Source organism: Serratia sp. CY37869 (assembly GCF_052168895.1).
In the GTDB taxonomy this organism is placed as follows: Bacteria; Pseudomonadota; Gammaproteobacteria; order Enterobacterales; family Enterobacteriaceae; genus Serratia; species Serratia ureilytica.
In genome coordinates, this window is sequence record NZ_JBJNLU010000001.1 from 1,114,961 (window position 1) to 1,133,808 (window position 18,848).

Genomic DNA, 18,848 nt, shown 5'->3' on the forward strand with positions numbered 1-18,848 from the left:
GTTGAACCGCCGCTTGTCAGCCGAAAGGAAAAACGGCTAATCTGAGACTGTCGCCGCCGCGGTGGGTGACGCGGAGCAGACCGCAGCAAGAACCGCCAAAACAGAGTCAGCCGTAACAACTCAACGTTGATGGGGTGATCGCATGTTAATGACAGTGATTATTACTCTGGTTGTAATCGTGGGCGTCGGCGCTTTTATGGCGACGCCGGTGATGAGCATGAAAAATGCGGAAGGTGTGGGAGGTGAAGAACCGTGAGAGCAAGCAGAGATGCACGCCGCTGAGCGGGGTGAGCGCTAATCGGGAAAGCCTGGGCCAGAAACCCGGGCTTTTTGTTGCCTGGCGGCTTAAACGTTTTTACGCTCGACGGTTTCCTCTCCCCAATAAAGCTGGTCGGCGGTGGTTTTGGCAAAAGCCTTTTCCAGCGCTTCATCGCTGCCTTCTTCCCAGATCTTCTGCGCCAACACTTCATCGTTCCCTGCCAGTTCAAAAATAGCTTCGGCAATTTCCACCGAAGTTTCACGCACTGTTGCCCAGGATTTCACATTGTGATTCGCCATAACTATCTCCTGTTGGTTGTGGCTTAGGTTACGGATGTTTTTATCACCGTCATGCTGCAAGTATAGGCTAATCTGCCGCGGGCTTTTGCCCGGCGGTGCGCAGAATGGGGAAAAAGGCGGGGAGGGCGGGCAATGGCGCAGGCGGCATGCTATTCTGTGCGGCGTTTGAATCAAGAGGGAAAGTTATTATGTCTGACATGCTGAGCAACGAGCAGGAATTGGCTTCCGATCTGGTCGCTTGCCAACTGGTCATTAAACAGATTCTGGACGTTATCGACGTGATTGCGCCGACCGAAGTGCGCGACAAGATGGCGGGCCAGCTCAAAAGCATCGATTTCTCCACGCATCCCGCCGGCGCCGATCCGGTGACCCGCAGAGCGATTGACAAGGCGATTGCGCTGATCGAGTTGAAGTTTACCCGCGATTGAGGCGGAGCCGCCGCAGAGCGACGGCGTCGGGCGGTGGCGGTTAATCCACCACCGTTTCGATTTTCTTGAACAGCGGGCAGTCGGTCACGCCGATGAAACCGTTGTCGCCATTGACGTACTGGGCGATCGCCACGTTGCGCGCCGTCAGGTATTTGCACTGCAATCCCAATCCGCCGACGTTCTTGTTGCTGCCGATCAGCACGCCGTAGCCCGAGATCAAAAAGCCGCCGTAAATGACCGCCAATACCAGTACCCACTTAATCAGTCTGCTCATTGCGTTTCCTCGTTATCCCTGAGGGTTCATCTAGCCACGGCGCCAGCGCGAGGGCAAGGGTAACAGTCTGAAAACCGGGCGATAGCCAGAAATCTAAACGACAAGTTAAACTTCGTTTAACTTTGCTGTGATAACATGCGCGATAGACCATCCTGATAACAATGAGGCTGCTAAATTTGTTGCGAAAAAAAATCCTCGTGATAATGACGGCCGTCGCTGCCTGCCTGTTTTTCTACCTGTTGGCGCTGGACAGCTATTGCGACGATGGTGGAAATTTTGCGCTGGGCATCTGTTCGGTGACGCGCTTCGTACCCTGGTAAGCAATTTTTGGCAGGGATGTTCGCCCGGCCGCCGCGAGTGTTAAGATGGCGGCCTGAATTTCGCAGTAGATAGGGTTGTCCATGTACGATTTAGGTTTTGGCCAGAACGGCCTGTTGTCGTTGGCTCTCGCCGCCGTGGCGTTGCTGGTGGGGCTCTGGGTTTGGTTCCTTGTGAACCGCGCCAGCGTGCGCGCCAACGAGCAGATTCGCCTGCTGCAGGAAATTGCCGAGCAGCAACGTCAACAAACGGCGCTGTTGAAGCGTTTGGCGCACAGCGCTCGCGCCGACGGCGGCGATGCTGATGACGACGATCTCAGCCCCGCGCTGGATTTTAAAGGTTTTATCCCCGAACGTTGAACACCTTGCTCCGGCTGGCGCTGCGCCGCCGGGGCGCTTCAGTAAAATACCATGCCCTGATACGGTTTTTCCCGGCATGCCGCCAGGCGGCTGGCCAGATCGCCGGCATGGATCTCCAACTGATGCCCATCAGGATCGAGAAAATAGAGCGACTCGCCCTCGCTGCGATTGCTTTTCCACTCTTCTGCGCCGCTCTGGCGAAGCCGCTCGCTGACCCGTTCAATGTGTTCCGGCGCGACGCTGAAGGCGTAATGGGTGTAATCACGCGCCCGTGGTTGCGTGCGCGCCTCATCCAATGACAGACACAGCCACAACGCCCCCAATGACAGATAGGCGCCGCCTTGCCAGCGGGCGTGAGGGGTGAACCCCAACAGATGGCGGTAAAAATCGAAGCTGCGATCGAGATCGCTGACGGCGAGCGTCAGGTGGTTGAGGCCGGTCAACATGCGTGCGTTTCCTGGGCGCTAAACAGACGAAAAGTGTACGCAGAAGGGGAGAAAAGTTAAAGGGGGCGAAACATTAGTGCAGATAATGTGAAAACCAGCGACGCTGTCATAAAACTGTCTTACAGACATCGTAATGTAGCGCCAACCTTACAAAAGATGGATAAAGCCGATGATTAAATGGTACGAAGAAAGCGATGCCGAAGTGAACCGCAGCATTGCGCTGCTGACCGGGGAGAACCCGGACAAGTGGTATCCCTACGGCGGCGTAAAAGGTAAAGATTACTGCAAGAATCCCTCCGACGCCTGGCCGATCATTTGCGCCAACAAAATCAGTCTGAACCCCGACAACCACAGCGACAGCCCACAGTGGCAGGCGCGCATGAGCACCCAGGGCGGTGAATGGCAGGCCGACAGCGCCAGCCCGCTGCGCGCGGCGATGATCTGTTTTCTGATGAGCCGACAGGCTAACTGATTCGCAAAAATACCGGTGATTGGTAAGAGTTTCTCCTTTTTCTAATAACAGAGCTGTCGTTGGCGGAGGCTGTTTATGAAGCGCATTATCAAAGGTGATAAAAACTTGTCTCATCTGGTGATTGCCCATGCGGCGATCGATCGTCATGCCGAAAGCTTCGGCCAGCGCCGTCAGGGCTGGCCCTCGACCTATCTGATAAAATATCAAAACGATCGCGTGGCGGTGGAAGTGGTTACGCGTCGCCAATCTTATGTCGCCACGCTGATGATCGGCGCGCGCAACCTGACCAAACTGTGCGGTATGCCTGGCTGAACGCCGCCGTTACCCGCTCTCCCTCGGTTAAAAAATCGCGCTCCGGTCTGCCGTCTCGGGGCGCTACTCCTTGATGCTCACGGGGTTAAGTGTTAAAAAGCCGCCCGCAGATACATTTATTGATTGGTGAAATCTTGGCCGATAACGGCAAGGAGGTACGCCATATGAGGATAAGATGGGCGGTCAGCATCAGGATACCCCGCTAAAACGCGGATTAAAAAACAGACACATACAGCTTATTGCCCTCGGGGGCGCCATCGGCACCGGTTTATTTCTCGGCATTGCGCAAACCATTAAAATGGCCGGCCCCGCCGTGCTGTTGGGCTACGCCATCGGCGGTTTTATCGCGTTTTTGATCATGCGCCAGCTGGGCGAAATGGTGGTGGAGGAGCCGGTCGCCGGATCTTTCAGTCACTTTGCCTATAAATATTGGGGTGATTTCGCCGGTTTCCTTTCCGGCTGGAACTACTGGGCGATGTTCATTCTGGTCGGCATGGCGGAATTGACCGCCGTCGGCATCTACATTCAGTACTGGTGGCCAGAGATCCCCACCTGGGCGTCCGCCGCGCTGTTCTTTGTGTTGATCAATCTGATCAACCTGGTGAACGTGCGCCTGTACGGCGAAACCGAGTTTTGGTTCGCCATCATCAAGGTGGTGGCGATTGTCGGCATGATCGTGTTTGGCGCCTGGCTGTTGGCCAGCGGCAACGGTGGGCCACAGGCCAGCATCACCAACCTGTGGCAGCAGGGCGGCTTTATGCCGCACGGCTTCTCGGGGCTGGTGATGGCGATGGCGGTGATCATGTTCTCGTTCGGCGGGCTGGAGATGGTGGGCATCACCGCGGCGGAAGCCGCGGATCCGCGTCGCAGCATTCCTAAAGCGACCAATCAGGTGGTGTACCGTATTCTGATTTTCTATATCGGTTCGCTGACCGTACTGCTCTCGCTTTATCCGTGGGGGCAAGTGGTGGAGGGCGGCAGCCCGTTCGTGCTGATCTTCCATGCGCTGAACAGCAATCTGGTGGCGACGGTGCTCAACGTGGTGGTGCTGACCGCCGCATTGTCGGTCTACAACAGCGGCGTTTACGCCAACAGCCGCATGTTGTTCGGGCTGGCCAGCCAGGGCAATGCGCCGAAAGCGCTGACGCGCGTCAACAAGCGCGGCGTGCCGGTCCTGTCCATCGCGCTGTCGGCGCTGATTACCTCGATCGGCGTGCTGATCAACTATCTGATGCCCGGCAAGGCGTTTGAGCTGCTGATGGCGCTGGTGGTGTCCACCCTGGTGATCAACTGGGTGATGATCTGCCTGGCGCACCTGAAATTCCGTGCGGCGAAGAATCGTCAGGGTGTCATTCCGAGCTTTAAGGCGCTGTGGTATCCGTTCGGCAACTATCTGTGCCTGGCGTTCCTCGGCCTGATTTTAGTGATTATGTATTTCAGCGAAGGGATCCGCATTTCGGTGCTGTTGATGCCGGTGTGGGTTGCAGTGCTGTGGGGCGGATTCATGCTGACGCGCCGCAAAGGCGCCAAGCGTTAATCTGCGCGCGGAGGCGTATTGCGCCTCCGCGCTCTTCTCGTCAGCTGCGCGGCATAAAGGCGCGCCCCTCACCGTCACCCCGTCCCAGCAGTTTCCGGCACAGCAGCAGCAGGGTGCTGATGACGTCGATGGTCACCACGCTGAGCATCAGCAGGGTCAGCATGAAGAACCCGAGCAGCGAACCGCCAAGCAGCACCAGCGGTGCAGGCACGCGCACGCGGCGCAGCTTCATGGCGAAATACATTTTCCAGTATTGCTTCTGCGCCAGCAGCGCGCTGCGAATACGGCGCCCCAGGCCTGCGCCTGATTTGCGGGATGTCGAACGACTCATAACTTCTCCTTTTCTGTATGCCCTACAAGTCAATCACAAAGTTCTTAAGAGAGTCTTAACGGGCTCTTGGCGGCCCTGGCTGTCTCACCGAAGTGAGACAACAGCATACGGCAAAAGCTCCCTCAATGCAGCGCACGGCTGACGAAGTGCGAGCTTCATCGGGTTTGTTACACTGAAAGTCATGCCCGTGCAGGGCGCTGAGGGTCGGGAGAAGACGCTGGATGAAAAGAATCAACCGTTATTACGACGCGGCCAAGGCGCATCACACGCCGGAGGGATTTCGCAACCCGGAACCTTCGCGGCGTCAGGAGGGGGATCTTCAACGTTGGCAAGATGAGCGCAAGCGCCAGGGGTTGCCCAAGCCGCCGCAGCAGGGCTACGCGCAATTTACCGAACGCTGGTGGCAGCCAGCCGATCTCAGCGGCAGTGGCGACAGCGTCTGGTGGTTGGGGCATGCCTCGATGCTGCTGCGGTTGAGCGGGCGCTATATCCTGATCGATCCGGCGTTGTCCGAACGCGCATCGCCACTGAGCTTTTACGGCCCGAAGCGCAGAACGCCGCCGCCGCTGACGGTGGAGCAACTGCCGGCGGTGGATGCGGTGCTGATCTCCCATAACCATTATGACCACCTTGACAGGCGCACGGTGCGGCAATTGGCGCGGCGTTTCCCTCAGGCCGAGTTCATCGTGCCGCTCGGCTTGAAGCGCTGGTTCCGCCGTTATCGGCTGAAGGTGCATGAGCTGGACTGGTGGCAGAGTCTGCCGTTGGGCGAGCTGACGGTCTACGCCACGCCGGCGCGGCACTGGAGCATGCGCACGCTGTGGGATCGCAATCGCTCGCTGTGGTGCGGCTGGGTGATCCACCATCCGGCGCTACGGTTTTATTTTTCCGGTGACAGCGGCTATTCGGAACGGTTGGCGGAGATCGGTCAACGGCTGGGGCCGTTCGACGTGGCGGCGCTGCCCATCGGCGCCTATGCGCCGCGCTGGTTTATGCAGGAGCAGCATATGGATCCGCAGCAGTCGGTGACGCTGTACCGTCAACTGAATCAGCCGCGCGCCATTCCCATTCATTGGGGGGTGTTCGAATTGGCGGATGAATCGCTGGACGAGCCGCCGCAGCAGTTGAACCTGGCGTTGAGTGAAGCGGGGCTGGAGCAGCATCAATTCCATCCGCTGAAGATTGGCGAGCGCATCGCGTTGCAGGACTCACCGTCTGCGTTACCTCATCACCACCCGGCGGCGCTGCGGGATGAATAAAACCAACGGTTTGAAAGCGCGGCTGTAATTAGCCGAATTGATAAGCGCGGGTGGTGATTCAAATAACCCCCTTGTTTTCAGGATTTAATTCAACGTTGAACTTTCGTTATTGATAAGACTATTCCGGCTATTGAGGTTAATGATATTCGGATTATTTATGATGAACCCACCGGCAAGCGGGAGAGGTGTCGGCGCTTTGCATGTTTATGCATCCGTTGTGCAGGGCGGATGCGTCACCGCTGGCCCGTTCGCCGTGCTCGCCCGCGCCGTTTGGCGGCAGGGCTGAAAGCCGATGATGAATGGGCTTTCCGGCGGTAAATGGTCGGAGGAGCGATGAATAAATTGGCCCCCGTTCATCGATATTCAAATGTTGCATATCAAATTCCATAAAGATTCAAATTTTTTAACGCTATAAGCGGCAAAAAAGCGGAAATGACGAGACAGATAGGCGTCAATACGATGAAAGTTTTGTTAAAACGCCAGCAGAATGCGGGGTCTGGCGCAGTGATTTTAGCAAGCAGAAAATAGCCGATGCTTCAACATCTTTTGGCCTATTTAAGCAAATGTGGCTCTCGACCGTTTCAAATATGTGCGACATGTCGTTCAGTGATTAAAAATGGCTTGCCATCGCATACAGAGTATGTGATAACGCATCTGGGTAAAACGAGGTACAGTTCTGTATATGTGTGGCATTTTCAGTAAAGAAGTTCTGAGTAAAGACGTTAGCGTTGAATACCGCTTCTCTGCCGATCCTTATCTTAGTGCCTCAAGCAGTAACGACTCTAGTTTGTCTATGTAACGCCTACGGGCGGTTTAAACAATCCAAAGGAAATACTCAAGATGGCAAAGATCAAAGGTCAAGTTAAGTGGTTCAACGAGTCTAAAGGTTTCGGTTTCATCACCCCGGCTGACGGCAGCAAAGACGTGTTCGTACACTTCTCTGCAATCCAGGGTAACGGCTTCAAAACCCTGGCTGAAGGCCAGAACGTTGAGTTCGAAATCCAAGATGGCCAGAAAGGCCCATCTGCAGTAAACGTTACTGCTATCTAATCAGCGTCAGCTGTACAAAAAGCCCGCCTTCGCGCGGGCTTTTTCGTTTCCGTCATTCGGCGACGATGACGATGCCGGCGTACTGGTTGCGGCCTTTAATGCCCGGATGCGTCGGATCCTGCGCGCGCCGATGGCTGTTGCGGCGATAGCTGGTGTATTTGAAGCGCTGCGGCCGCTGCGGATCGACGTCCGGCGTGCAGATAGTGCAACTGCCTGAGCGGTCAACGGCGGCGAAGCCGAGTGCCGTCAGCTTGTATTCGGCGATCGCGGCCAGATCCAGATGCCGATAGTGCGGGCTGATCAGCGTAGCGGGCAGCGGCAGACGCTGTTTAAAGTTTTCCACCAGCGCTTCGTCAACTTCGTAACAGCACGGGCCGGCGGCGGGACCGATGGAGGCCACCCAATCGGCGGTGTCGCCGTCCTGGCGAATGCGGGCCGCCATCTGTTCCAGAATACCGTCCAGCAACCCGCGCCAGCCGGCGTGCACCGCCGCGATGGCGCCGCCGTCACGACGGCTGAACAGCACCGGCAGGCAATCCGCCGTCAGCACGCTGAGCAGAATGCCGGGCTGGCGCGTGTAGAAGCCATCGGCCTCACCGCACGTCTGCGCCGGTTGCAGCACATCGACGATGCGGGTGCCATGCACCTGCTTCTTTTCCGGCAATGTGGCGCTGTAGGGCAGCAGATGCCCCGGCAGCAGCGCGAGTTTGCTGCCGAAGCCGTGCTGAATGTGGGGCACCGCATCGAGCAGCGCGGAACGATCGCTCATAAATTATTTTCACCTGCGTGAGAAAACAGACTCTCAGTGTAGCCAGCTTTTTCCCCGCTTGGCCAGGTGTTGTTGGCGATGAAAGCGAGCGGGGATGCGCCTTGCATCAAACCGGCGCCTTCTTTAGACTAGCCGCGCCCTGTCTCTCTGGAAGCCCATTCATGTCTTATCAATGTCCCCTGTGTCATCAGCCGCTGCATTTTTCGTCTCAACAATGGCGTTGCGACAGCAATCATCAGTTCGATCAGGCCAAAGAGGGCTACGTCAATCTGCTGCCGGTACAGCACAAGCGATCGAAACAGCCGGGAGACAGCGCGGAAATGATGCAGGCGCGGCGCGCGTTTCTCGACGGTGGGTATTATCAGCCGCTGCAAGCGCAGGTGGCCGAGTGGCTGGATGTGGCGCTGGCGGCCGATGCTGGCGCGTTATTGGACATAGGCTGTGGGGAAGGGTATTACACCGCCGCCGTGGCCTCACGGCTGGCCCAGGGGCGCAATATGGCGGTCTACGGGTTGGACGTCGCGAAGGTGGCGATCCGCTATGCCGCCAAACGTTATCCGGCGGTCTCGTTCTGCGTCGCCTCCAGCCACCGTTTGCCGTTCGCCGACGGGGCGCTGGATGCGGTCTTGCGCATCTACGCCCCTTGCAAGGCGCAGGAGCTGGCGCGGGTGGTGAAGCCGGGCGGCGTGGTAGTGACGGTTTCGCCGGGCCCGCGTCATCTGTACCAGCTGAAAGAGCGGGTGTACCAGCAGGTGCAGCTGCATGCCGAACAGGACGAACAGTTCGATGGGTTCGACTGCGAGCGCAAAGAGGCGCTGGCCTATACGATGACCTTGCCGGGCGCGCAGGCCGCCAACCTGCTGCAGATGACGCCGTTCGCCTGGCGCGCCACGCCGGAAGTGCAACAGCGGTTGGCCGAGGGCGGGGAGTTTGTGTGCGAGACGGATTTCGTCCTGGCGCTGTACCGACGTCGCGCTTAAAAGGCGCGGCGTCCAGAAACAAAAAAACCTGCCGCGGCAGGTTTTTTTGCAGTTCGGTCGCCTCAGGCCAGGTAGCCGAGGTGTTCCAGCAGGATGTTGACGCCGATACCTATCAGCACCACGCCGCCGAGGATCTCGGCGCGTTTGCCGAGCAGCGGGCCGATAAAGCGGCCGATCATCATGCCCAGCGTCGCCATGATCATGGTGGCGCAGCCGATGGCCATCGCGGTGTGCACGATATTCACCTGCAGGAAGGCCAGGCCGACGCCGATCGCCATGGCGTCGAGGCTGGTGGCGATGGCGGTGGCGACCAATAACCAGAAACCATGGCGTTTGACCTTCTCTTCTTCGTCGGGCCTGTTGCGCACCCCTTCGACGATCATGCGCATGCCGAGAATGAACAGCAGCGAGAAGGCGACCCAGTGGTCCCATTCCATGATGTATTGGCTGGCGAACAGGCCGATGGCCCAACCGATGAGCGGGGTGATCGCTTCCACCACGCCGAAGATCAGGCCGGTGCGGATCGCTTCGCGAAAACGGGGTTGATGCAGGCTGGCGCCTTTGCCAATTGAAGCGGCGAAAGCATCCATGGACATGCCGAAAGCGAGAATAAGCGTTGCTGAAAGGTTCATGTGAAATAGCCTCGGCCGGGTGGCTCCATATACACGTAACCCACCCCCAACCAAACGACGGAGTTACGTGTCTATGGTCTCGCCAACCTTACCTGGCTGCCCGCACCACGTTTCATACGGCGAAACGAGTATGTTGATACGGGCGTTTCTGGTTTTTATTCTCCAGAAACCGGCTACTCCCCAATGACGGCGCAACCTTACCATATTATTTCAGCCATCGACAACCTTATTCTTTGGCTATATTGGCTCTTAATTGAGACTCGTTTTCATTAATCTGAGTTCATGCGGGAATATAATGTAGCCGGGGGTAACAATGTTGCGGAAATAATAGTCAGAAAGGAAATGGCGCTGCCGATTAATTGTCCACAAGCAGCGCGGGGTTTGAGCGATAACGGAATGGATTTATTTTTATTTATTGATTATCAACGAAAAAGTGATAAATCTTCTCCAGGTCGTCCAGGTGAGTTACCTGAACCAACAGCCGGCGCTGTTCCAGGTCGATGGCCAGAATGCCATCCTCCGATAAATTCATGGCTTTAATGCGGTTATATTCGACAAACACATTGGCGAAGAAAAAACCGTGCGCTTTAAACACCATCTTGGGCGAGCGAATATAAGCGATATAGATGGCGAGCAGCGCCAAAGAAATAAGCAGGTAAGTGGTTAATGCCGCGCCGTTGGTGGTGACGTTGCGGTAAATCAGAATGGCGATCAGGCCGACGAAAATCAGGCTGTCGAGCCGGTTGCGGCGTTTGAGCGGCACTTTGAGCCGCGTTTTGCCTTTCAGCAGATCCATGCCGAATTCGTCATACAGCGAATACAGCAACAGCAGGGCGATGAACAGCATCAGTACGGCGTCGGTCAGTGACATCTCTTGCTCCACACATAAAAAAGCCGGGGGTTGCCCCCCGGCCGTTCCGAACGATTACAGGCCCAGCAGGCCAATCCAATAGCCAAAGATACCGATGACGAAGAAGCCGATGATGATCCACAGCGCGTTGACTTTCTTGCGCAGCAGCCACATGCAGGCGAAGGTCAGCAGCAGCGGCACCAGGCCCGGCATCAGCTGGTCGAGGATAGTCTGCACCGTGGTGACGTTGGTATGCCCGGTCTGGTCGGTTATCTTGGACACCACCAGCGGGATATTCACGTGCGTCCACTTATTGACCAGCGCCCCCATCACAAACAGGCCGAGAATGGACGCTCCTTCCGTCAGTTTTTGCAGGAAACCGCCGCCCATGTCGTTGACGATATCCACCCCTTTGCGGTAACCGTAGGCCACGCCGTAGTAGCGGGTCAGCAGGCGCACCAGGTTGAATAGCACGAAGAACAGGATCGGTCCGAGCAGGCTGCCGCTCATGGCGATGCCGGCGCCGAGCGCGGCGAACACCGGCCGCACGGTGCCCCAGAAGATCGGGTCACCGACGCCTGCCAACGGCCCCATCAAACCGACCTTGATGCCGTTGATCGCGCCGTCGTCGATCGGCGCGCCGTTGGCGCGTTGCTCTTCCATCGCCATGGTCACGCCGAGCACCGGCGCCGCCACGTAAGGGTGCGTGTTGAAGAACTCGAGATGGCGTTTGATCGCCTGTTTGCGATCGTCATTGTTTTCCGGATACAGGCGACGGATCACCGGCACCATCGAGAAGCAAAAACCCAGCGCCTGCATGCGTTCGAAGTTCCATGACCCCTGGAACAGGTTAGAGCGCAGGAATACGCCGCGAATGTCGGCCGGCGTGAGTTTCTTTTGAGCAGTTGTATCAACCATTTCTCTCACCTATTCCTAGTCGAGTTCGTTATCGAGATCGTTCGCGTTAGCCGGGCCGGCCTGGACAACCTGAGATTTGTTGTATTTCGGGCTGAGCTGGATATACAGCACGGCCATCACCACGCCGATGACGCCGAGCGCCACCAGGTTGAAGTTGGTGAAGGCGGCGGTAACGAAACCGAGATAGAAGAACGGCATCAGGTAGCCGGCGCGCATCATGTTAATCACCATTGCGTAACCGACCACGACGATCATGCCGCCGGCGATGTTCAGGCCGCTGGTGACCACTTCCGGGATCGAGTTGAGCAGGGCGTGTACCCCGGCGGTGCCGACCGAGATGGCGACGATGACCGCAGGGATGGCGATACGCATCGCCTGCAGCAGCAGGGCGCCGATATGGATCCAGGTGATGGCGCGCAGGCTGCCGCGCTCCGCCGCGCTGTCCGCCGCGTGCTGGAAGGCCACGGTGAGGGTGCGCACGATGATGGTCAGCACCTGGCCGGCCGCCGCCAGCGGAATGGCCAGCGCGATACCGGCGCCGACGCTCTGCCCACCGGCGATGACCAGAATGGTCGAGATGATGGACGCCAGGGCGGCATCCGGCGCGACCGCCGCACCGATGTTCATCCAGCCGAGGGCGATCATTTCCAGCGTACCGCCGATGATGATGCCGGTTTTCATGTCGCCGAGGATGAAGCCGATCAGGGTACAGGCGACCAGCGGGCGGTGGAACTGGAACTCGTCGAGGACGGAACCCATCCCGGCGATACAGGCAACGATAAATATCAGCACAATCTGAAGAGTGGTGATCTCCATTGCACTTCTCCTATGACCAAAAAAGCTCTGAGTAAAATAATCAGCGGCTGGCGCCACTAATTGAGTTTGTTAATCAGGTCCATCATTTTTAGCCGGCTGTCGGACGAGACCTTACGCACCTCCAGCTCGATACCGCGGTCGTTCAGCTTCTTAAACGCTTCGATATCTTTTTCATCGACGGAAACGGCGTTGTTCACCTGAGTTTTCCCCTGACGGAACGCCATGCCGCCGATATTGACGGATGTAATCTCGACGCCGCCTTCCACCAGACGCCAAACGTCGGTCGGGTTGGTGAATAACAGCATCACGCGATCGTTGGCGTATTTCGGGTTGTTCCAGACGCGGATGGCCTTCGCCACGTCCACCACGTGAGCGGTGACGCCCGGCGGGGCAACCTGGGTCAACAAGGTCTTGCGCACATGGTCGGCGGCGACCTCATCGCTGACGACGATGATGCGGCTGACGTTGGTCTCTTTGGTCCAGCGGGTGGCGACCTGGCCGTGGATTAAGCGATCGTCGATACGCGCCAGGCCGATTTTCATGTGATCGTTCGGCCCCAACGGCGCCTGAGGAGCAGCGGCTTTCGGGGCGGGTGCTGCGGGTTTTGCGGGTTCTTCTTGCGGTTTTTTCAGCGCTTTCACGCCTTCACGGCCGGTTTCCAACGCCAGCGCCACCAGTTCATCGAAAGCGGGGTTATCGTCCCGCGCCATGAAGGTTTCCACCAGCATCGGGATGTTGACCCCGGTGACGACCTCATAGTTGTCTTTATCGACCGCAATGCGGCTGGCGGCGTTGAACGGGCTGCCGCCCCAGGTATCCACCAGGAACAGCACGCCGCCGCTGGTATTCAATCCACTGATTTTTTCGTTGTACTTGACGATTAACGTTTCGGCATTCTCACCGGGAACGAAGTCTATAAAGGCGACGTTGTCCTGCTCGCCCAATAGCATCTCCGCCGTTTTCAGCAGTTGTTCCGCTGCAGCCCCGTGTGTGCCGATGATAATAGCTATTGCCACTCGCTACCTCCTCGTTGAACTCCAGGCACGGTGTATATCGTTCTTCCGTGCCGTCTTGGCAGTCACTTCCGCGGTTCAGATACATTATGGTAGAAAAAAAGAAACGCACGCCTAACATTTCTCACGCAGTTTCAAATGCCTGTGCGCGATACTTCAAGAACGCGTCATTTATTTTAGTGAGTGAAAAAATATTTTTTGTGACGCTGCTCCGCTATTGAATGCTCGGATAAATCTTAGCGGTCGTGGGCGAGATGACAGGGCGCAACCTTAAACCGCCGTTGAAAAAGCCGCTTTGTCCGCCAGAAAAATCCTGATACAGTAATTTCCTCTTTCATCACTAAGGAGTGAAGGGCCTCAGCCCTCCCTATGGACTGTCACCGAAGTTACTGTTTTTCCAGGTTTCACCCGCCACCTGCTGGCGTTACATATGCTGTTCGGCCGCTCGGCCACCACCCGGTAATCCCATCCCGTCACCTTGCTATTGTCGACTGCGCCCATGCAGCGGCGGCATCGTCACGTCTGAGCCTCCTGCGCTCGTTCCCACTTTTCTCTGGAGTCTGATATGGAATTTTTAATGGACCCCTCTATTTGGGCGGGGTTGCTTACGCTGGTGGTGCTGGAAATCGTGCTGGGCATCGACAACCTGGTGTTCATTGCCATTTTGGCCGACAAGCTGCCGCCGAAGCAGCGTGATAAAGCGCGCATCATCGGCCTGTCGCTGGCACTGCTGATGCGTTTGGGCCTGTTATCGGTGATCTCCTGGATGGTGACGCTGACCACGCCGCTGTTCAGCGTCGGCGATTTCAGCTTCTCGGGCCGCGATCTTATCCTGCTGTTCGGCGGGGTGTTCCTGCTGTTCAAAGCCACCATGGAGCTGCATGAACGGTTGGAAGGGCAGACGCACCAGGACGGCGCCAACCGCGGTTACGCCAAGTTCTGGGCGGTGGTGGTGCAGATCGTCATCCTCGACGCGGTGTTCTCGCTCGATGCGGTGATTACCGCCGTGGGCATGGTGAACGATCTGCCGGTGATGATGGCGGCGGTGGTGATCGCGATGGCGGTGATGCTGTTGGCGTCCAAACCGTTGACTAACTTCGTTAACGCGCACCCGACCATTGTGGTGCTGTGCCTGAGCTTCCTGTTGATGATCGGCCTGAGCCTGATCGCCGAAGGCTTCGGCTTGCATATTCCTAAAGGTTATCTGTACGCCGCGATCGGCTTCTCGATCCTGATTGAATTGTTCAACCAGATCGCGCGTCGCAACTTCATCAAGCATCAGGCGCGTCGCCCGATGCGCGAGCGCACCGCGGAAGCGATCATGCGCCTGATGGGGCAGCAGCGCGCGCAGCAGACGGACGATGCGGTCGCCTTGCCGCGGGATGAAACCTTTGCGGAGGAAGAGCGTTATATGATCAGCGGCGTGCTGACGCTGGCCTCGCGCTCATTGCGCAGCGTGATGACGCCGCGCACCGAGATTTCCTGGGTCGATTGCGAGCGCTCTCGTGAAGAGGTGCGCGAACAGCTGCTGGACACGCCGCACAGTCTGTTCCCGGTGTGCCGCGATTCGGTGGATGAGATTGTCGGCGTGGTGCGCGCCAAGGATCTGCTGGTGGCGCTGGAGCAGGGTGAAGATATCGCCGAGTTCGCCGCCCGCACGCCGCCGATCGTGGTGCCGGAAACCATGGACGTCATCAAGCTGTTGGCGGTGCTGCGTCGCGCCAAAGGGCGTCTGGTGGTGGTCACCAACGAGTTCGGCGTCGTGCAGGGGCTGGTGACGCCGCTGGACGTGCTGGAAGCGATTGCCGGTGAATTCCCGGACGAAGATGAAACCCCGGACATTGTGGCGGAAGGCGACGGCTGGCTGGTGAAGGGCGGGACCGACCTGCACTCGCTGGAACAGGCGCTGGCCTGCGATGACCTGGTGAGCCCAACCGCGGACTACGCCACCCTGGCGGGGCTGCTGTTGGCCCACTACGGCCAGATGCCGGTGGTGGGGGATACTATCGAGCTGAACCACCTGCGTTTCGATATCGTCGACGTCTCCGAATACCGCATCGAACTGGTGCGTGTCACCCGCGTCGTCTTTGACGAGCCGACGCAGTCGTAACCCGTTCGCCGGAGGCTCAGGCCTCCGGCGGATCCTCTTGCGCATGCCTGACGCGCGATTCGTACTGTTGCAACCACAGCGGGAAAACGTGGATCGGCATCGGTTTGGCGAAATAATACCCCTGCAGGGCATTGACCTCGCGTGAGCGCAGATAGTCAGCCTGTTCCGCCGTTTCTACCCCTTCAGCCACCAACTTCAGCTTCAGCCGCTGCGCCAGCGTAATGATGGTGTCGGTCACCGTGGCGTTTACCGCGTCGGTGCCGATGGCCGCGGTAAACCCGCGGTCGATCTTCAACACGTCCGGGCTGAGGTTTTTCAGGTAGCTCAGCGAACTGTGGCCGGTGCCGAAATCGTCGATGGCCAGCATGATACCCATGTCTTTCAGCGTCCGGATCTGGTCATGCTGGATGGCCGACAGCGCGGTGCGCTCGGTCAGCTCCAGCATCAGTGACGGCATTGGGTGCGCCGGCAGCCAAATCTGGCGGATATCGTCGATGATGTTGAGCGTTTTAAAATGTTCGGCCGCGACGTTGATGCTGATATAGAACGACGGCCGCGGCGGGAATAGCTGCAGATTTTCCGTCACGGTGTTCATCAGATAGCGGGTCAGCGGAATGATCAGCTCATGCTGCTCGGCCAGCGGGATAAACACGTCGGGCGAGATCCACCCCTGCCGTTTCTTTTTCCAACGCAGCAGCATCTCGACGCCGGCGCAGCGGCCGGTATCGCTGTGAATGATCGGTTGGCAGTAAACGCGGAACTCCCGGTGGGTAATGGCATGGCCGATGTGATAAGACAGGCTCATACGGTTAGCGGTGAGCAGGTAGACCACATAGGCCGCCAGCAGGCTGATCAACAGCGCCAGAGGAATATGGCGCGGCAGTGCGGAAAACGCCAGCATGCCGACCTGCGGGCCGAACAGCGAAATCGAGAACGGGTACCGCTCGGAACCGGCGGTGTAACGCAGATCGTTGGTCAGGGTGTCGCGGCGCAGGATTTCACGGCGTCCGTATTCCAGGCTGCTGTCGGCTACGTTCAGCACCATTCGCTGAACATAAGGCTCCTGCGGTTCGAGTAAAAAGTTCGATAACAGCTCGATATTGAAGACGTGCAGAACGCCGCTGGTTCTATCGCCGGGGGAGGGTGTCCACATCACCAACGTGGGCAGTCCTTTGCTCACCGCCAACGAAGGGCGCAGCGCCAGCTTGACGTTGCTGTTGACGAAAATCGGCAGCACGGCGGCCAACTGATAATGACGGGCGCCAAACAGGCTGGAGCAGTAGATGACGCCATTTTTTACCAGCAGCATGGCGCGCAGCGCCTGATTTTGCGCAGCGCGAAAGCGTAGGGTCGATGAGACGTTCTCGCAGGGTTGTTCCAGCATGTCCATACTGCGTTCCGCCTGCAGCTGTGCGGGGGACAGCAGCTGGTCAATCTTGCCGACGGTGCGGGTGGCCAACGTTTGCTGGCTCTGCTCGATGCTTTTGACCTCTTGATAGTAACGGGTATACAGCGATACCAACAGAATAGCCGCGCCCACCGCTCCGGCCAGCAGCCAACGGTAGTAACGATATTGGGACGCGGCGAGGTGGGTCATCAACATCCGGTAAATCCTTGTTCGGTAATCCAGCTCCGAGTCACGGTCAGGCCATAGATCCTTAAGTTGCGCTCGGCTAATTCTAGCCTGAGGTTATACAAGATTGATGGTAACTCAGTAAATTATTTCGATTTGGCAAAACAGAAGGTCAATTTGCAGGCTAACCGCCGGATCGATGAGAAAAATGCAGGATTTTTTCTGGTGACATTGTCACAAAAACGCTCAATGAATTGATTACCCATAAAAAACCCCGCCGGGTGGCGGGGTTGTCGGTCAGTCGCATTGCACCTTGATAGCCAGGCCGCCGCGTGATGTTTCTCGATACTTGGCGTTCATGTCTTTGCCGGTTTCATACATGGTCTCGATCACCTTATCCAGCGAAACGCGCGGTTCGCTGGTGCGGCGCAGGGCCATGCGGGCGGCATTGATCGCCTTGACCGAGGCGATGGCGTTGCGCTCAATGCACGGCACCTGCACCTGGCCGGCGACCGGATCGCAGGTCAGACCCAGGTTGTGTTCCATGCCGATTTCCGCCGCCACGCATACCTGCTCAGGGCTGCCGCCCAGCAGTTCGGCCAGGCCGGCCGCCGCCATGGAGCAGGCAACGCCGACTTCACCCTGACAGCCGACTTCGGCGCCGGAAATGGAGGCGTTCATCTTGTACAGCGCGCCGATGACGCCCGCCGCCATAAAGTAGCGGATATAGATGTCCGGGCTGACGGACTCGATGAAGTGATCGTAGTAAGCCAGCACGGCAGGCACGATGCCGCAGGCGCCGTTGGTCGGCGCGGTGACGACGCGGCCGCCGGCGGCGTTTTCTTCGTTAACCGCCAGCGCGAACATGTTGACCCAGTCGATCACGTTCATCGGATCGTTGGACAATTTATCCGACGCCACCAGCATGCGGCGCAGCGCGGAGGCACGGCGCGGCACGCGCAGCGGGCCCGGCAGCACGCCTTCGGTGTTCAGACCGCGATCGATGCAGGCGCGCATGGTTTGCCAGACGTTACCGAAGTAGGTGTCGATCTCTTGCTTGCTGTGCAGCGCCAGTTCGTTCTGCATCACCATGCCGGACAGCGACAGCCCGGTATCGCGACAGTGGTCGAGCATTTCGCGCGCGGAATTGAACGGATAAGGCATTTGCAGTTCTTGCTCGGCGGCCTTGCCGAAGTTCTCTTCATCGACGATGAAGCCGCCGCCGATAGAATAATAGGTCTTGCTGTACACTTCTTTATCGCCGGCGAAGGCGTGGACCTGCATACCGTTTTCGTGCAGCGGCAGGTTGTCGCTGCGGAAGACCATGCCGCCGTCGCGCGGGAAATCGACTTCATGCAGGCCGTTGGCCAGCATCAGGCGTTGACGTTGTTCTACATCGCGAATAAAACCCGGAATGCTATCGATATCGACGGTGTCCGGCATGTTGCCGGCCAGGCCGAGAATGATAGCGATATCGGTATGGTGACCTTTGCCGGTCAATGAGAGTGAGCCGTAAACGTCTACGGCAACACGCGTGATAGAAGGCATCAGGCCTTTATTTACCAGATCGTCGACAAACTGTTTGCCGGCTTTCATCGGTCCAACCGTATGAGAGCTGGACGGGCCGATGCCGATCTTAAACATGTCGAAAACGCTAATCACGCTAAAACTCCTTAAAGAGACGTATTGTTATGGCTGCGGCGGTTAAAAACCGCGCAGGGAACAGCGATATTGTAAAAGGGCCGTGCGGGTTCGGCTGCCTTTTTCGCATGAAATTAAATAATCCGTGGTGTCGCTTTTTTTACTGATTACCCGGGGCGAACCCTTGTGCGGGGCATCCGCT

At 57.7% G+C, this 18,848-nt stretch carries 23 protein-coding genes and 1 riboswitch; of the genes, 11 read left to right on the top strand and 12 right to left on the bottom strand.

Going from position 1 to position 18,848, the window contains the following annotated elements:
• Positions 1 to 345: 345 nt before the first annotated feature.
• Positions 346 to 558, bottom strand: coding sequence for a YccJ family protein (locus ACJ8J1_RS05335; RefSeq protein ID WP_004927694.1), 213 nt, complete (start codon positions 556 to 558; stop codon positions 346 to 348).
• Between the two features lie 188 nt (positions 559 to 746).
• On the opposite strand from ACJ8J1_RS05335, the gene ACJ8J1_RS05340 reads away from it, so the two are divergent.
• Positions 747 to 986, top strand: coding sequence for a DUF2766 family protein (locus tag ACJ8J1_RS05340; RefSeq protein ID WP_033643399.1), 240 nt, complete (start codon positions 747 to 749; stop codon positions 984 to 986).
• Between the two features lie 40 nt (positions 987 to 1,026).
• Here the strand turns inward: ACJ8J1_RS05340 and ACJ8J1_RS05345 are convergent, their stop codons facing one another.
• Positions 1,027 to 1,260, bottom strand: a complete 234-nt coding sequence (locus ACJ8J1_RS05345; RefSeq protein ID WP_033643398.1) for a YobH family protein — start codon at positions 1,258 to 1,260, stop codon at positions 1,027 to 1,029.
• Between the two features lie 161 nt (positions 1,261 to 1,421).
• On the opposite strand from ACJ8J1_RS05345, the gene ACJ8J1_RS05350 reads away from it, so the two are divergent.
• A complete protein-coding gene (locus ACJ8J1_RS05350) occupies positions 1,422 to 1,580 on the top strand; it encodes a PhoP/PhoQ regulator MgrB (protein WP_004927688.1) in 159 nt (52 codons plus the stop codon).
• Between the two features lie 81 nt (positions 1,581 to 1,661).
• Complete coding sequence (locus ACJ8J1_RS05355) at positions 1,662 to 1,937, top strand: YebO family protein (RefSeq protein WP_033643394.1); 276 nt, start codon at positions 1,662 to 1,664, stop codon at positions 1,935 to 1,937.
• 38 nt (positions 1,938 to 1,975) lie between these two features.
• Here ACJ8J1_RS05355 and fos read toward each other — a convergent pair whose 3' ends face one another.
• Complete coding sequence (fos, locus tag ACJ8J1_RS05360; RefSeq protein ID WP_033643393.1) at positions 1,976 to 2,383, bottom strand: fosfomycin resistance glutathione transferase; 408 nt, start codon at positions 2,381 to 2,383, stop codon at positions 1,976 to 1,978.
• Between the two features lie 169 nt (positions 2,384 to 2,552).
• Between fos and ACJ8J1_RS05365 the strand changes: the two genes are divergently transcribed.
• From ACJ8J1_RS05365 to ACJ8J1_RS05375, 3 genes are all read left to right on the top strand, one after another.
• Positions 2,553 to 2,855, top strand: coding sequence for a phage protein NinX family protein (locus ACJ8J1_RS05365; protein ID WP_033643391.1), 303 nt, complete (start codon positions 2,553 to 2,555; stop codon positions 2,853 to 2,855).
• A 75-nt stretch (positions 2,856 to 2,930) separates the two neighbouring features.
• On the top strand, positions 2,931 to 3,167 hold the full coding sequence (locus ACJ8J1_RS05370; protein ID WP_025303167.1) for a DUF4060 family protein: 237 nt from the start codon (positions 2,931 to 2,933) through the stop codon (positions 3,165 to 3,167).
• A gap of 175 nt (positions 3,168 to 3,342) precedes the next feature.
• A complete protein-coding gene (locus tag ACJ8J1_RS05375) occupies positions 3,343 to 4,704 on the top strand; it encodes an amino acid permease (RefSeq protein ID WP_033643390.1) in 1,362 nt (453 codons plus the stop codon).
• A gap of 40 nt (positions 4,705 to 4,744) precedes the next feature.
• On the opposite strand, the gene ACJ8J1_RS05380 is transcribed toward ACJ8J1_RS05375, so the two are convergent.
• Positions 4,745 to 5,035, bottom strand: coding sequence for a hypothetical protein (locus tag ACJ8J1_RS05380; RefSeq protein ID WP_033643389.1), 291 nt, complete (start codon positions 5,033 to 5,035; stop codon positions 4,745 to 4,747).
• A 221-nt stretch (positions 5,036 to 5,256) separates the two neighbouring features.
• Here ACJ8J1_RS05380 and ACJ8J1_RS05385 point away from each other — a divergent pair, with 221 nt between their 5' ends.
• The 3 genes from ACJ8J1_RS05385 (at position 5,257) to cspE (ending at position 7,344) form a co-directional block, all read left to right on the top strand.
• The gene (locus tag ACJ8J1_RS05385; RefSeq protein ID WP_033643388.1) at positions 5,257 to 6,294 is read left to right on the top strand and encodes an MBL fold metallo-hydrolase; all 1,038 of its coding nucleotides are present in this window, start codon (positions 5,257 to 5,259) and stop codon (positions 6,292 to 6,294) included.
• Positions 6,295 to 6,976: 682 nt separating this feature from the next.
• The gene (locus ACJ8J1_RS05390) at positions 6,977 to 7,093 is read left to right on the top strand and encodes a DUF2627 domain-containing protein (protein ID WP_002211058.1); all 117 of its coding nucleotides are present in this window, start codon (positions 6,977 to 6,979) and stop codon (positions 7,091 to 7,093) included.
• Between the two features lie 41 nt (positions 7,094 to 7,134).
• The gene (gene cspE, locus ACJ8J1_RS05395; RefSeq protein ID WP_002221949.1) at positions 7,135 to 7,344 is read left to right on the top strand and encodes a transcription antiterminator/RNA stability regulator CspE; all 210 of its coding nucleotides are present in this window, start codon (positions 7,135 to 7,137) and stop codon (positions 7,342 to 7,344) included.
• A gap of 52 nt (positions 7,345 to 7,396) precedes the next feature.
• On the opposite strand, the gene pgeF is transcribed toward cspE, so the two are convergent.
• The gene (pgeF, locus tag ACJ8J1_RS05400; protein ID WP_033643387.1) at positions 7,397 to 8,113 is read right to left on the bottom strand and encodes a peptidoglycan editing factor PgeF; all 717 of its coding nucleotides are present in this window, start codon (positions 8,111 to 8,113) and stop codon (positions 7,397 to 7,399) included.
• 161 nt (positions 8,114 to 8,274) lie between these two features.
• On the opposite strand from pgeF, the gene rlmA reads away from it, so the two are divergent.
• Positions 8,275 to 9,093: a 23S rRNA (guanine(745)-N(1))-methyltransferase gene (gene rlmA / locus ACJ8J1_RS05405; RefSeq protein ID WP_033643386.1), complete on the top strand. Its 819-nt coding sequence runs from the start codon at positions 8,275 to 8,277 to the stop codon at positions 9,091 to 9,093.
• A gap of 62 nt (positions 9,094 to 9,155) precedes the next feature.
• On the opposite strand, the gene mntP is transcribed toward rlmA, so the two are convergent.
• The 5 genes from mntP to manX all read right to left on the bottom strand — a co-directional run bounded on the left by mntP (position 9,156) and on the right by manX (position 13,325).
• The gene (gene mntP / locus ACJ8J1_RS05410; RefSeq protein WP_025159822.1) at positions 9,156 to 9,725 is read right to left on the bottom strand and encodes a manganese efflux pump MntP; all 570 of its coding nucleotides are present in this window, start codon (positions 9,723 to 9,725) and stop codon (positions 9,156 to 9,158) included.
• A gap of 11 nt (positions 9,726 to 9,736) precedes the next feature.
• Positions 9,737 to 9,919, bottom strand: a riboswitch (yybP-ykoY riboswitch).
• 218 nt (positions 9,920 to 10,137) lie between these two features.
• Positions 10,138 to 10,596, bottom strand: coding sequence for a DUF986 family protein (locus ACJ8J1_RS05415; protein ID WP_033643385.1), 459 nt, complete (start codon positions 10,594 to 10,596; stop codon positions 10,138 to 10,140).
• 54 nt (positions 10,597 to 10,650) lie between these two features.
• Positions 10,651 to 11,493 carry a PTS mannose transporter subunit IID gene (locus ACJ8J1_RS05420; protein WP_033634889.1) on the bottom strand — a complete coding sequence of 281 codons (843 nt, stop codon included), beginning with the start codon at positions 11,491 to 11,493 and terminating at the stop codon, positions 10,651 to 10,653.
• 15 nt (positions 11,494 to 11,508) lie between these two features.
• Positions 11,509 to 12,309, bottom strand: a complete 801-nt coding sequence (locus ACJ8J1_RS05425; protein ID WP_033634888.1) for a PTS mannose/fructose/sorbose transporter subunit IIC — start codon at positions 12,307 to 12,309, stop codon at positions 11,509 to 11,511.
• 56 nt (positions 12,310 to 12,365) lie between these two features.
• The gene (gene manX / locus ACJ8J1_RS05430) at positions 12,366 to 13,325 is read right to left on the bottom strand and encodes a PTS mannose transporter subunit IIAB (protein ID WP_033643384.1); all 960 of its coding nucleotides are present in this window, start codon (positions 13,323 to 13,325) and stop codon (positions 12,366 to 12,368) included.
• A gap of 562 nt (positions 13,326 to 13,887) precedes the next feature.
• Between manX and ACJ8J1_RS05435 the strand changes: the two genes are divergently transcribed.
• Positions 13,888 to 15,432, top strand: a complete 1,545-nt coding sequence (locus ACJ8J1_RS05435; RefSeq protein WP_033643383.1) for a TerC family protein — start codon at positions 13,888 to 13,890, stop codon at positions 15,430 to 15,432.
• 16 nt (positions 15,433 to 15,448) lie between these two features.
• On the opposite strand, the gene ACJ8J1_RS05440 is transcribed toward ACJ8J1_RS05435, so the two are convergent.
• Both ACJ8J1_RS05440 and sdaA read right to left on the bottom strand, forming a co-directional pair.
• A complete protein-coding gene (locus ACJ8J1_RS05440) occupies positions 15,449 to 17,035 on the bottom strand; it encodes an EAL domain-containing protein (RefSeq protein WP_033643382.1) in 1,587 nt (528 codons plus the stop codon).
• A 267-nt stretch (positions 17,036 to 17,302) separates the two neighbouring features.
• On the bottom strand, positions 17,303 to 18,667 hold the full coding sequence (sdaA, locus tag ACJ8J1_RS05445; RefSeq protein ID WP_033643380.1) for an L-serine ammonia-lyase: 1,365 nt from the start codon (positions 18,665 to 18,667) through the stop codon (positions 17,303 to 17,305).
• Positions 18,668 to 18,848: the final 181 nt, after the last annotated feature.

Bases quoted from the DNA above. Each gene is read 5' to 3' on its own strand.
- ACJ8J1_RS05355 (WP_033643394.1), top strand. From the start codon at position 1,662: ATGTACGATTTAGGTTTTGGCCAGAACGGCCTGTTGTCGTTGGCTCTC.
- rlmA (WP_033643386.1), top strand. From the start codon at position 8,275: ATGTCTTATCAATGTCCCCTGTGTCATCAGCCGCTGCATTTTTCGTCT.
- ACJ8J1_RS05365 (WP_033643391.1), top strand. From the start codon at position 2,553: ATGATTAAATGGTACGAAGAAAGCGATGCCGAAGTGAACCGCAGCATT.
- pgeF (WP_033643387.1), bottom strand. From the start codon at position 8,113: ATGAGCGATCGTTCCGCGCTGCTCGATGCGGTGCCCCACATTCAGCAC.
- ACJ8J1_RS05385 (WP_033643388.1), top strand. From the start codon at position 5,257: ATGAAAAGAATCAACCGTTATTACGACGCGGCCAAGGCGCATCACACG.
- ACJ8J1_RS05425 (WP_033634888.1), bottom strand. From the start codon at position 12,309: ATGGAGATCACCACTCTTCAGATTGTGCTGATATTTATCGTTGCCTGT.
- ACJ8J1_RS05370 (WP_025303167.1), top strand. From the start codon at position 2,931: ATGAAGCGCATTATCAAAGGTGATAAAAACTTGTCTCATCTGGTGATT.
- ACJ8J1_RS05335 (WP_004927694.1), bottom strand. From the start codon at position 558: ATGGCGAATCACAATGTGAAATCCTGGGCAACAGTGCGTGAAACTTCG.
- ACJ8J1_RS05415 (WP_033643385.1), bottom strand. From the start codon at position 10,596: ATGTCACTGACCGACGCCGTACTGATGCTGTTCATCGCCCTGCTGTTG.
- ACJ8J1_RS05420 (WP_033634889.1), bottom strand. From the start codon at position 11,493: ATGGTTGATACAACTGCTCAAAAGAAACTCACGCCGGCCGACATTCGC.
- ACJ8J1_RS05440 (WP_033643382.1), bottom strand. From the start codon at position 17,035: ATGTTGATGACCCACCTCGCCGCGTCCCAATATCGTTACTACCGTTGG.
- cspE (WP_002221949.1), top strand. From the start codon at position 7,135: ATGGCAAAGATCAAAGGTCAAGTTAAGTGGTTCAACGAGTCTAAAGGT.
- fos (WP_033643393.1), bottom strand. From the start codon at position 2,383: ATGTTGACCGGCCTCAACCACCTGACGCTCGCCGTCAGCGATCTCGAT.
- mntP (WP_025159822.1), bottom strand. From the start codon at position 9,725: ATGAACCTTTCAGCAACGCTTATTCTCGCTTTCGGCATGTCCATGGAT.
- ACJ8J1_RS05435 (WP_033643383.1), top strand. From the start codon at position 13,888: ATGGAATTTTTAATGGACCCCTCTATTTGGGCGGGGTTGCTTACGCTG.
- ACJ8J1_RS05340 (WP_033643399.1), top strand. From the start codon at position 747: ATGTCTGACATGCTGAGCAACGAGCAGGAATTGGCTTCCGATCTGGTC.
- ACJ8J1_RS05375 (WP_033643390.1), top strand. From the start codon at position 3,343: ATGGGCGGTCAGCATCAGGATACCCCGCTAAAACGCGGATTAAAAAAC.
- ACJ8J1_RS05345 (WP_033643398.1), bottom strand. From the start codon at position 1,260: ATGAGCAGACTGATTAAGTGGGTACTGGTATTGGCGGTCATTTACGGC.
- ACJ8J1_RS05390 (WP_002211058.1), top strand. From the start codon at position 6,977: ATGTGTGGCATTTTCAGTAAAGAAGTTCTGAGTAAAGACGTTAGCGTT.
- ACJ8J1_RS05350 (WP_004927688.1), top strand. From the start codon at position 1,422: ATGAGGCTGCTAAATTTGTTGCGAAAAAAAATCCTCGTGATAATGACG.
- ACJ8J1_RS05380 (WP_033643389.1), bottom strand. From the start codon at position 5,035: ATGAGTCGTTCGACATCCCGCAAATCAGGCGCAGGCCTGGGGCGCCGT.